Source organism: Nostoc sp. C052, from assembly GCF_013393905.1.
GTDB lineage: Bacteria > Cyanobacteriota > Cyanobacteriia > Cyanobacteriales > Nostocaceae > Nostoc.
This window is the reverse complement of the sequence record NZ_CP040272.1, coordinates 2,405,737-2,417,812: the sequence shown is the minus strand read 5'-3', so window position 1 is coordinate 2,417,812 and position 12,076 is coordinate 2,405,737. Positions and strand designations below refer to the sequence as shown.

8 protein-coding genes are annotated in these 12,076 nt (G+C 41.5%); 2 read left to right on the top strand and 6 right to left on the bottom strand.

The window, feature by feature from the left end; translation table 11 throughout:
• Positions 1-249 precede the first annotated feature (249 nt).
• From FD723_RS09535 to FD723_RS09525, 3 genes are all read right to left on the bottom strand, one after another.
• Entirely contained in the window at positions 250-600 is a 351-nt protein-coding gene (locus tag FD723_RS09535; RefSeq protein ID WP_179065120.1) for a hypothetical protein, read from the bottom strand.
• A gap of 1,028 nt (positions 601-1,628) precedes the next feature.
• Positions 1,629-3,317, bottom strand: a complete 1,689-nt coding sequence (locus FD723_RS09530) for an NAD(P)H-quinone oxidoreductase subunit 4 (RefSeq protein WP_179065119.1) — start codon at positions 3,315-3,317, stop codon at positions 1,629-1,631.
• 179 nt (positions 3,318-3,496) lie between these two features.
• Entirely contained in the window at positions 3,497-4,216 is a 720-nt protein-coding gene (locus tag FD723_RS09525; protein WP_179065118.1) for a response regulator transcription factor, read from the bottom strand.
• Positions 4,217-4,614: 398 nt separating this feature from the next.
• On the opposite strand from FD723_RS09525, the gene FD723_RS09520 reads away from it, so the two are divergent.
• Positions 4,615-5,709, top strand: coding sequence for a hybrid sensor histidine kinase/response regulator (locus FD723_RS09520; RefSeq protein ID WP_179065117.1), 1,095 nt, complete (start codon positions 4,615-4,617; stop codon positions 5,707-5,709).
• 302 nt (positions 5,710-6,011) lie between these two features.
• On the opposite strand, the gene FD723_RS09515 is transcribed toward FD723_RS09520, so the two are convergent.
• Entirely contained in the window at positions 6,012-6,194 is a 183-nt protein-coding gene (locus FD723_RS09515; protein ID WP_179065116.1) for a CsbD family protein, read from the bottom strand.
• A 521-nt stretch (positions 6,195-6,715) separates the two neighbouring features.
• Complete coding sequence (locus FD723_RS09510; RefSeq protein ID WP_179065115.1) at positions 6,716-8,644, bottom strand: alpha-amylase family glycosyl hydrolase; 1,929 nt, start codon at positions 8,642-8,644, stop codon at positions 6,716-6,718.
• Positions 8,645-9,125: 481 nt separating this feature from the next.
• Between FD723_RS09510 and FD723_RS09505 the strand changes: the two genes are divergently transcribed.
• The gene (locus FD723_RS09505) at positions 9,126-10,187 is read left to right on the top strand and encodes a hypothetical protein (protein WP_179065114.1); all 1,062 of its coding nucleotides are present in this window, start codon (positions 9,126-9,128) and stop codon (positions 10,185-10,187) included.
• Positions 10,188-10,488: 301 nt separating this feature from the next.
• On the opposite strand, the gene FD723_RS09500 is transcribed toward FD723_RS09505, so the two are convergent.
• Positions 10,489-11,643 (bottom strand): hypothetical protein, encoded by a 1,155-nt coding sequence (locus tag FD723_RS09500; protein WP_179065113.1) that lies wholly within the window; start codon positions 11,641-11,643, stop codon positions 10,489-10,491.
• Between the last annotated feature and the right edge of the window lie 433 nt (positions 11,644-12,076).

Genomic DNA, 12,076 nt, shown 5'->3' with positions numbered 1-12,076 from the left:
ACTCTCCTCTGCTTCCCTGCTCCCTTGCACCTCTGCATTTCAAGCTTGTGAGAAATGCGGGACTACATTACCTAGCGGCTTCCCGCATAATACGAGAGCCGCTATAGATGATATTTGTCCTACCCCAACAAAAGAGAAAAATTAAAAATCTCTCAATAGGTTAGTATTTTCACTAGGTAATAGTGTATATCATGTATGAGTTTAGATACCTGTCAGTCCAAGGAAGTAAACTGAATATTTAGCTGCTAATTATTGCTGCATCGAAGGTGTGGGAAAAATTCTGCTGGAGATAGGAACCCGTAGCTTAGGTTTGTTTCCTGTTATATTGGCATTAGCCGCAGAAGAGTTACTAGATGATGCTTCAGAGAGAATAGATGATTTGCTACTATTAGAATTGGCAAAATCACTCAATTGGATAGTAGAAGATGAATTTGAAGATATGGAAGTAATCTTATCAGTATTTTGACTGTTGGGTTTTGCTGGAGTTTGAGCTTGACATGGAGTAATGACGAAAGTTGAACTTGTTCCTAGTACTAGTAGGAGTAAATGAGAAATATATTGTTGCATGGGAATTGGTAAAATGGGTTGATAAATATTCAAAGCTGAAAGAAGTTGTGTTTGTTATTAATTGGAAAGGAAACCGCAATTTCTCAACATAAATCATGACGCTGTTGTTTAAGAAAACCTAATTACAGCGATTTCTAAATGAATAGACTTACTAGTTATTAGTACGTTAATCCGCTAACTTTTATATCAGGCAAGGTGAAAACAAACATTATCCTTCGTAAAAGAGAAGAGAGCGCTTATTTTAGTACTAATGAATCTGTCTAATAGAGATTTGACAAATAGATACACCTGGAACAATTGAAGTTTTTTATCAACTAAGCCAGCACAACTATTAATATTTTAGTTAGATTTAACTTGTTATTAAAAGAGCAATGTTACTGAACTTTTTTAAAATGCTGATTTATCTAAAATCAACTCTTAATTCGCATATTTAACTAACTCAAACAAAAAGTATATGAATTTTTAACACAACCTGAGTTTAATTAATTAGCTTTCGTCAATAAATACGTGTGTATGTTCTCAGTAATAGATACAAATTTGACTATAGCAATCCAATTGGATTTTTTAACTTATTTGCGTGATGTGCATTGGCAAAGCCTCTCGTAGAGAAGCGCAAGCGCGATAAGCACGGAGTAGGCTTCTGCTGTGAACCACTGAGGCTTCGCCAAACGTCCTCAGCTTTTTTTCGTTGTAGGGAGCTTTTTTAAAATTAAATAGGAGTTCTATCTGTTAGGTAAATGCTGATACCAATTTTTTATGAAGCTGTGTTAAAGATCGGGTGACAAACGTGGTGCGATCGCACCACGTTTGAGGCAGCATAAGGCAACTATAACTCGTTTATTAATCAAATATCAGGATGCAGATACTCTCAACAATTCTAGCTTTTATAAAGATTGCTCTTTCTGTCCATAAAAGAAAGAAGTATTACTCATACGCAACCTAATTATTTATACTATCATGCAGTAATTATCGGTTGCGTAGAGCATTTGAGAAAAACCCATAGACGGGTAGTAGCTAGTTGTAGACAAAACTCTTTTAGACAAATCTATTAGTCAAAAAGCTTACTTCAAAGTTCCCAAAACAGGCGCTACCTCAACCTCTGAAATTTGCGGAGCCAAGAATCTATTAGCATAAATCTGGGGATTTGTTTGCGAGACTATGGCATAAGACTGGCGAAGATTAGCATTCACTGCAACTGTCTTCACGTCGTACATCTGCATCGCCATTTTGGGATAGAAACCAATACCAATAATCATCAGCAGAAAACAGGCAGCGATAAACACCTCACGGGGTCTAGCATCCTCGTAGACTGCATCTTCTGGTACAAGGCAGTCTGTACCAAAACAAACTGTTCCGTCATCTTCTTGATTTTCCAAGCCTGCATTATTAATATCGCATAGCAGTGCTGCATCTTTACCATAAAACACCTCTTTCAGCATAGAAAGTAGATAGATTGGTGTGAGGATGACTCCAACGGCGGCTAGAAAAACTGTGACGGTGCAGAAAGTCGAACTGTAAACGTCACTGCTTGTCATCCCAACAAATACCGAGAGTTCGCCAGCAAAGCCACTCATACCGGGAAGTGCTAGGGATGCCATCGTTCCAATTGTGAACAAGGCAAAGACTTTGGGCATGGCTTGACCAATACCGCCCATATCTTTCATTACCATTGTGTGGGTGCGATCGTAAGTAACGCCTGCTAAGAAGAACAGCACTGATGCAATCAAGCCATGCGAAATCATCTGTAACATCGCGCCGTTGATTCCCAAATCAGTGAAGGAGGCAATTCCAAGCAGTACAAACCCCATGTGAGAAATCGACGAATAAGCCAAACGCCGCTTCATATTGGTCTGAGCAAAAGAGTTCAATGCACCATAGATAATATTGACAACACCGAGAATGGCTAGAACGGGCGCAAAGTAAATGTGTGCATCGGGAAGTAACTCAAGATTCAGGCGAATCAGTCCATATCCGCCCATCTTCAGCAACACACCAGCCAAAATCATCGATACAGGAGAGGATGCTTCGCCGTGGGCATCAGGCAACCAGGTATGCATGGGGAAAACAGCAAGCTTGACACCAAATGCAATCAACAATCCTGCATAAAGTAGGAGTTGTAGACTAAGGGGATATTCCTTGCTGGCGAGGGCGGTGATGTCAAATGTCATATTACCGCCGCCATATAACCCCATTGCCAGGGCTGCCACTAAAATAAATATAGAAGCTGCTGCGGTATACAACAAAAATTTCGTAGCTGCATAACGACGCCTTTGCCCACCCCAAATGCAGACTAGTAGGTAGACGGGAATCAGTTCTACTTCCCACATAATGAAAAATAGCAGCAGGTCTTTGGCAACGAACACCCCTACCTGTGCAGAATACAGTACCAACATCAAAAAATAGAAAAGGCGGGGTCGATGATCGACTTGCCATGCCGAAAAAATCGAGAGTGTGGTGACAAATCCTGCTAGAAGCACAAGTGGCGCTGAAAGTCCATCCACTGATACCGCCCAGTTAAAACCTAACTGAGGCACCCAAGCATAATTTTCCACGAGTTGAAAACTAGCACTACTGGCATCGTAATGCTTCCAAAAGGCGTAGCACATCAAGGCAAAGTCTGCAATACCTACACCCAGGGCATACCATCGCACGCGCTTGCCATCTTTATCAGGCAGTACAGGGATGAGCAAGGAAGCAACAAGTGGCAGCAAGACAATTGCGGTAAGCCAGGGAAATTGATCCGCTATCATGTATATGAGGAAAAATACTTATTTGTCAATTATGTCATTGTACTAAACTTTGTAACAATTTCTTAATAAATCTTTGTCCCAGATAACAGGGATTGGGGATTGGGGAAGAAATATTGTTATTTGTTTATTTATTTGTTAAGTATTCTTGTGTATGCAGTTGATGATTAGTACATTATTCCTCAAGGTACTAATCCAGCACGCAAAGCACGGACAGCAGCTTGTGTCCGGTCAGCAACGCAGAGTTTATTGAGAATACCTCGAACATGAGTTTTGACAGTACCGACTGTTAGATAGAGTCTTTTGGCAATTTCTGCATTGTCACACCCAGCGACAATCAACTCTAAAACATCCATTTCCCGATGAGTTAAAGGATAGCTGACTATACTTTTCTCAACATCTGGGTCAATGCCTTCAATCAAGACTCTTTTTCCAGATGCTCCTTTGCTGCCGTCGGGGAAATCTTGACGTATTTGTTGTAGTACAAGGTCTGCGATCGCTGGATCGATCCATGAGCTACCTGCATGAGTTGTTTGCACGGCCTCTACTAGTTTCTCAGTTTCGATATCCTTCATGCAATAAGAATCTGCACCTGCTGCAAATGCGGCTAAAACTGCCTGTTCACTATTCTGCATCGTTAAAATTAGCAGCTTTGTTGTATAATCTTCGTTCTCTGATTGATATTGCCTAAATGTCCGTGTTAGATCAATACCATCCATGTCAGGCAAACCAATGTCAATAGTTGCAACATCCGGCTTGAGACTTTTCAGGAGCTTAATGCCGTCGGCTGCATTGGCTGCTTCACCAACAATGTTGAACTCTGGCTGAGTTTGTAAGGCAGACCTTAAGCCGATTCTTGTCAGGTTGTGATCTTCAATCAAAAGGATCTTGATTTCACTCATAGTTGCTTAACTTTACTGTTATTTATCTAAAGTACAGATTAAAATAATCTCGTTCTTCTATTCGGGATCTTATACAAAAAGCAATGCAGTTGGTATTGTTCCCTAAACTTCATCTCCCATGAGACATAAATAACCTTATCTCGTAAGCCTTTCTAAGGCAAGAGTTTTGGTGTCAACAACTCAGATATAAAGACACTGGGGTTTTAGCCTACAACGGATAAAGTCACAATTAATACACTGCACTCGCGTATTTTGTCGTATAAATGCTTAAAAAACAGAATATTTAGCTCAGGAAACTCTCAAAGAAAATCTGAATCCTTAATAATGTCAGCGCTCGTGAAGTAAGCTATTACTAGATTTGCTAGGAATAGCCAAGCACTTCTTTTTTTATTTAGCCTATGTCTTTAACTAAAACTGTCAAAAAAGATAGAATTCTCGTTGTCGATGATGTTTTTGACAATCTACTGGTCTTAGAAGCAGTCCTAGAAGATGAGGACTATGAAATTACCTTGGTGGAAGATAGCAAAATAGCTCTGGCTATGGTTGAGGAGTCACCACCAGACATAATTCTCTTAGATGTGATGATGCCGGAGCTTGATGGCTATGAATTTACTCGACGCATCCGACAGAATCAGGCGTTGCCATTTATCCCCATTCTGCTGCTCACGGCTCACTATCAGTCTAGTGTTGTGGAAGGACTCGATGCTGGTGCAGATGACTTTATTCGTAAACCATTCGATCCTGATGAACTACATGCACGAGTGCGATCGCTCCTGCGTCTCAAGCATAGTATCGACGAACGAGATCAGATGGCTAACCTCAGGGCAGATTTTGTCTCACGTTTTACTCACGATTTACGCATACCCCTAGTAGCTTCTAACCGCGTATTAAAATTATTGCTGGAAGGCAGGTTTTGCGAAGTTTCGCCACAATTGCAAGAAATAATTGATACCATGATTGGCAGCAATCAAGACCTGCTGGAAATGGTAAATACCTTGCTAGAAGTTTATCGTCATGAAGCAGGCTGTAAAATCTTAAAAATTTCTCCCTGCAATATTCAGGAATTAGTTAGTGAAGTTTCCCAAGAATTAACTCCCCTAGCTGAAGAAAAAGGGTTAGTTGTAAATCTTGATAAAGACAAAACTGCAAGCACCATCATGGGCGATCGCGTTGAACTGCGGCGAGTTTTGACAAATATCATCGGTAATGCCATCAAATTTACAGACAAAGGTTCTGTAGATATTCACTGTCATCTCACTCCTGTAGCTGTGAATATTGATATCCAAGATACAGGGCCAGGAATTTCTAAACCAGATCAAGCAATATTATTCGAGCGATTTCGTCAAGGGAAACACCAACGTTCGGGTAGTGGTTTGGGACTATATCTATCTCGCTGCATTATCGAAGCACATCAAGGCACTATCGATGTGACATCTGAACCAGGGAAGGGTAGTACATTCACTATATATCTACCTGTAACTAGCGAACACTAAAAATAGGTAAATAGAAGATTAATCATGAATTAGCACCTTTGAAAAAATCAGTGAAAGCTTGAGAAATTATTTTGCGATCGCTCTTGTCAAAATGCCTAAGAATCTCAGACAAAACACAGATTTAATAAATAAAGAAGGTTCAGTAAATAGTTATTTACTGAACCTTCTGACTAAATAAATTTCTACCTAGTATAGTACGGTGTAAATCCAGCTAAAATCTCAATTAACCAGACAATTAGGGGAATTTAATGACTTGCCCCTAATTGAGCAAATTATGAAAGCTAGGGAAACTTCCGCTTGCACTAGTCTAAAGTCTTTTTAACTTCATCTTTGATATTCTCAGCAGTGTTGCGAACTTGAGCTTCAGCTTGTTTAGCTTTACCTTCAGCTTTGTCTTTAGGATCGCCAGTTACTTCGCCAATTGCCTCTTGTACTTTTCCTTCGACGTTTTTAGCGAAAGCTTTTGCTTTATCTTCGATACTCATTTTCTTTGTTCCTAAAGTATGTTAAGTGTTGATTTGTTTTTGCTCGCTTGAAAAGCGCTGCAATATCTATAGATTACTTTTAGACAAGTTTTAATTCTTCTATCTGACGATGTTTTTATGAAAAATCTTTGTATCCGTTGTACATAGTTATTTAGCGCTTCAATTCATCTTTGAGAATTCAAGTAATATCCAAAAGAGGGAAAGATATCATTATATTGTTCTATCTTGAGACAAAAATAATTTATGACTTCAGGTAGGTAGCGCTGATGGTAACTGCAACTGAGCTTATTACCACTGGATATAGTAAATATATCAACAGGATGCGGAAGCTTCTAACTTAGTGGTGATAAGCTAAAACACATCTAATTTGCATATTAAAATTTTCTTAATATCATGTGGGGTGGGCATCTTGCCCGCCCTGATTATGCAACTTTAATGCTGATTAGCTTAGTGCAGCGTAAAACCTCTCGAAGAAAAGGCTTTACGCTGCGCTATCTGGTTCCTGCCTTTCTTGATAAACTCTATGATTCTCTTCCTGATGCCCAGGTATCACGCCATTTGACAGTACCTTCTTTCGCAATCACCCAGCGGCGATTTACCAGGTTTTCGCGCAGAGGTGATTGCCCTTCCCGCCACATGGCATATTTATAAGCAATCAGTTTACCAGCACTTTCATCAAAGGGAATCTCAGCCGACCAGGTATTTGAGTTAATGTACTCTAAAGGATATGCCTTGCTGATATCCCAGTTACCCAACTCTGGACAATCTCCTGTCACCACAATGATTTCACCGGGTTGGGTATGCACGCCATTGAGTTGGACGCGGACAATTGTCTGTGCTTTAATCCGTTCGCCAACGTGGCTAAAAACAATCACTCCCCTTTCTTCTAATACCAAGTCATAAATCTTGCCGTCTTTCACTTCATACTTATTGCGAGTCACCACGCAGGTGTGTTCCCCATCAGGCAATTCTGTTTCTACTTCTGGGAGGGTAACTTCTCCGCCCCGGTTTAAAGCGACAAAACACAGAGAATCACGATAGCGGCGTACATAACAGTAGACATCTGGTGTTAAGTATTTTTGCCAGTGGCTACCCATTGACACGGCTGGATTCAGTCGCCGTAAGCCAGACAGCAGCCTGATGCAACGATAAATTTCACTATCAGTATCCCAATTTTCCATCATTGGGCGGTTGTATGGATCGTTACCGCCATCGGTGTCGTCATGGAGATACTGTTCTGTACCGTAGTAAATGCAGGGAATACCGCGAGATGTCATAATTAAGGCGATCGCAACCTTCAACATCGCTGGATCGGGGTTCAGCGATTGAAAGCGGGACATATCATGGTTGTCGATGAAGGTAATTAACTCTGTTGCCCCGTTATAGCGATAATCCTGATCAAAAATATATTGAATTGTTTGGAATCCCATTTCTGAACCTTGCCCCAATGCGGCTCGAATTGCCACACACAAACCAAAGTCTAGAAGTGTCATACCTGAGTGATTGGCAAATTCCACCGAGCGATCGTCACTGGGATTACTATAAATCCATTCACCAAAAATAAATACATCTGGTTTGTGATTGGTCATCTCGCCAGTGAATTCTTGCCAAAACCAAATCGGCATGTGCTTGACAGTATCCACCCGCAGTGCATCCACACCCCGGTCTAGCCATTGTTTGATTGCTGACTTAATATATTCCCGATATTCTGTATTGTTTTCATTGAAGGTTGCTAAACCAGCTAGTTCACAGTTCTGAACTTGCCAATCATCTTCCCAGTTTTGCACTTCGCCATAGTGGTGATACCAATGATTGACATCATTATTGAAGTCAGCAATTTTTACACCATCATCAAATAATTCACCCTTACTACCGCTGGTATCAGGGCTGCTATGGTTGCAGACAATATCTAGCACCAGCTTCATATTGCGCTTGTGCAGTTCTGCAATTAACCGATCAAAGGTCGTATTTTTTTCTTCTTGAGTAGCATTTAAAGAAGGATTTTCTCCATCAGCAATGTAGCGAGGATTAATCCGTTTAAAATCTTTTGTCCAATAGCCATGCATCGCTGCATTACTAATAAATAACTCTTCTACCTGCTCGAATAGTGGAGTTAGCCAAAGGGCAGTAACTCCCATGTTTTTAAGATAGTCTAACTTATCAATGACACCTTGCAAGTCCCCACCCCAGTACTTACCCCAATCTTTTCTAGTTGGATCGTACAGTTCTGAATTTGTACCTTCACTGTTATCTGGGTCGCCATCATAAAAGCGATCGACCACAAGAAAGTAAATAGTTTCCTGACGAAATTCAATATCTCTGGTGTAAAGAAACTCTAGGTCAATTTCAGTTTCTGATGGTGGGGTTTCTATAATAGCGTCTACTTTTTCTTGTGCAGAATCAACTTTGTATTGCTCTGGTGAAAACTGGGATGGAGGGGTTTTTACCATAAAAAAAACTCAAAATTTCATGTAATTTACATTTGTAGAACTAACACTACAAACACTTCGAGTATTGTGTGTCACTACAAACATCGGTATTGTGACATCCTGCCCACGGGGTAGGTATCTATCGCTAGCTAGTTTATAATTCTATCGATAGATATAATTCATCTGCTAGAGGATAAAAACACAAGAATATAGCAGTTATTAACGATAATTGCTCGATCACAAAAATTTACAATATTTAGTTAAATTGACTTTCGGTAAATATTGAGCCTAGCTGGTGTTTAAGTGTATATTCGACAACAGATTTGAGAACACCTCAACCCTTTGGAGATTAGCTGTCAACAAGGTTTTGTGACATCTGAGCAATACTGAGTAAATAACGTATTAGCCAACTTTTTCTCTAGAAGATTCGCTCCATTGGTAAACTGACCATTGTCACTTTCAATCTGTTATTACTATCAAGGAATTAATTTAGGTAGCAAATATGACTAAATATGACAAGGTTTTTAACTCACCAAAGACATCAGAGGAATCACTAAGTCCAGAGGAAGCGGTGGCGGCGATCGCAACTGTCACTGCGATCGCAGATTCAGTGATTGACGAGGTAGATGCAGAAAGTTTAGCGGGTATTCTCTGGGAATTCGAGGTTTTTGAGGAATACTCAGAAGATGAAATCACAGAAATAGTTGATAGACTCATCTCCATTGCCGAAGAAGAGGGAATTGGACCTTTGTTTAATGTCGCTAAAGTATCTCTCTCAGATGAATTAGTGCTAGATGGTTTTGCTGCTGGGGTAATAGTACTTTTAGACGATGAACTCGCCATCCCCAAACCGAAACAAGCCTACCTCAAAAAGCTACAAGCAGCCTTAGAACTGGAGGATGAAGAAGCAGAGGAAATCATCAAGGAGGTAATTGCAGCCTTTAAAGAAGCAGAAGATGAAGAATATGCAGATGATGATGACGAGGATGATGATGAAACAGTAGTCATCGAAGATTTTAGCGAACAGGCGTATCAATCCCCATTAGGTAATTTTACTGTGCCAATTCCGGTTGATCCCCAGCAGGGCGGTAGAATTCAGAGCCAGGAAGGGGTAGTTGGCTTTTCTGATGACATCGGTACTTTGCTGAGAATTGATTATTATCCTTTCCCTCTGGAACAGTTAGAGGAATTGGAGGCTGTTGGACAAGAAGAATATTTACAAACAATTTTAGTAGACAAGTATGTACCGCAGGCGATTTTTGCCAATGTACCAGATGCTTCTGTGGAGTATACCGAATATCTGGAAAATACTTTGCGAGGCGCTTACTACGTTTTAATTGATATGCCCAAAGGTTCCACGATTTCTAAGCAAGAAAATAATGGAACTGCGATCAGATTAGATGCGTACCGAGGACTGCTTACCTTTATCAGGGGTGAATTTTTGTATATAGTTAGTAGTCAACACAGTTTTATTAACGGCGAAACTCCCGATTCTGTTGAAGAAGAAGCCGAAGACATCAAGGAGAGTATTTTAGAGTTTGTTGAAACTATAGAGTTCGCCTAGTAGTCTGTCAATAAATAATTGATGGATAAATTCCTTGTAGAGACGACGATTTAGGGAACTCCAAGAAATAAATTATTCAATATTGTGGGGTGGGCAACATGAGCGCCATATTATAGACTGGGCGGGATAGACTGGGCAGGCAAGATGCCCACCCCACAAGAGTTAATTGAATATTTTTTATTTGGAAGTCCCTTATCGCGTCTCTCTAATGTTTTGAGAGATTATCTCGTTCCCAGTTAGAGACTAGGAACGAGTCAAGCCTTCAAGCTAGGTTTTTAGGATTTGTGTGTACACCGTGGCTTTACGGAGATGGAACCGCTACTCGATTACCGGGAACAATCTGTGGCTGATACGAAAACACCTCTCGACTACGGGGATTTACGGTCACTTTGACCCAATTCACATCGTTAGTGCCGTTCGCTGCATTGTCGCCAAATGTCTCGACACGGGTGAAGTTTTCGAGGCGTCTGCCTTGAGCATCCAGAAATGGCCTGTCAATGCGGTGATAATGTGAGTCGCCGTCTACGTAGACAACTGGTTTACGGAAAGCAATTACCTCATCGCGCAACGCTAATAAAAAGCTCTGAAAGCCATCAGGTTGTCCATCGGTTTCTGCGAGGGTTTTGGGATCGCGCAAAGGCGCTCTAGTTCCGTCGGTCAGATCCCACCCTGGATTACCTTGGGAGATAAACATAACCGCCACCGATTTGCGTGCCTTTGCCACTTGAAAGGTCTCTCTCATCCATATAATATCAGCTGCATTTCGCGCCGCGTACTCCTCCGGGTCAGGCGCAGTGTCGCATAGGTTGTTGCACGAACCCTGAATATTGAGTGTGGCATAAGTAACCTTACCGACCGTCCAACGGCGGTTTTCAACACAGGGGACAGCTGTGCGGTTTTCACCAAGGCACAGCGGTGCTGTCTGCACCTCCTGGGCTAGCCGACGCTGGCCCAGGGAGAAATTCGTACTGAAGAATACCTGACGCTCGTAGTCGAGGCGATTAAGTGATTTGAATCCACCGTTTGAGGGGCGATCGCAGTCAGTCCAATCGTTGTCGCCTGGTGTGAAAGCTGCTGGTGCTTTCAGAGCATTGAAATAGCCAAGTGCTTGGGTGTAGAGGTCATTGCTACAAGTGGTCGGCGTCACCGAGCTGGCTATAGAGTTACCCGCCTTCAGATCGCCGTCGTGGACTGTGAAAGCCAGGTTTTGGGCGTTCATATCAGCAATGAGGTTTGGAACCCCTGTCGTTGCTTGTAGATCCGAGTAGGGTAGATCGCCCCAAAGTCCGATGGCGTATGACTCGTTCTCGCCCTCGTACTCATTCTCGTTGGCAGTCGCCAAACTGATTGCCGAACTTGCCAACAATGGCACAGTCAGCGCCAGTAAACACATTTGACGTAGCAAACGCGCTGTGGTGACGCGTTTAAATACTGAGTAGCCAACCTTTGCCATCATCTATAATCCTCGATTATTCCTTGAGTCTGTGAGCGCATTTTGATTAGCCGCTACCCACGCCATTTAAGTTAGAAAATTTAGATTACCGGATTGTCGATGATAGATAGATTATGGATAGGTTAAGAGTTCGCTTTTTTACAGTAAATTCACGTATACTTTACCTAACTTTTCCCGTTAAGTCTCTTTACAAGATGCACTGTTAGGTCGGTCAAGGTTGAAGATGAGTAATAGACACTCCGGGACTCTTTACTGAGGATTGGGCAAGAAATTTCTTGATTGTTTTGGTTGGTGTTTGAATCCCCAATCCCCAATCCCCAGCCCCTAATTTAATGTCCATAACTCATCTGATGTACATTTGGAAAGGGCGATGTCTGACGACAAGCCTGGAGAAGAGAGGAAGTCTCTAGCTCCACATTGGGTGTCTACGCTTATA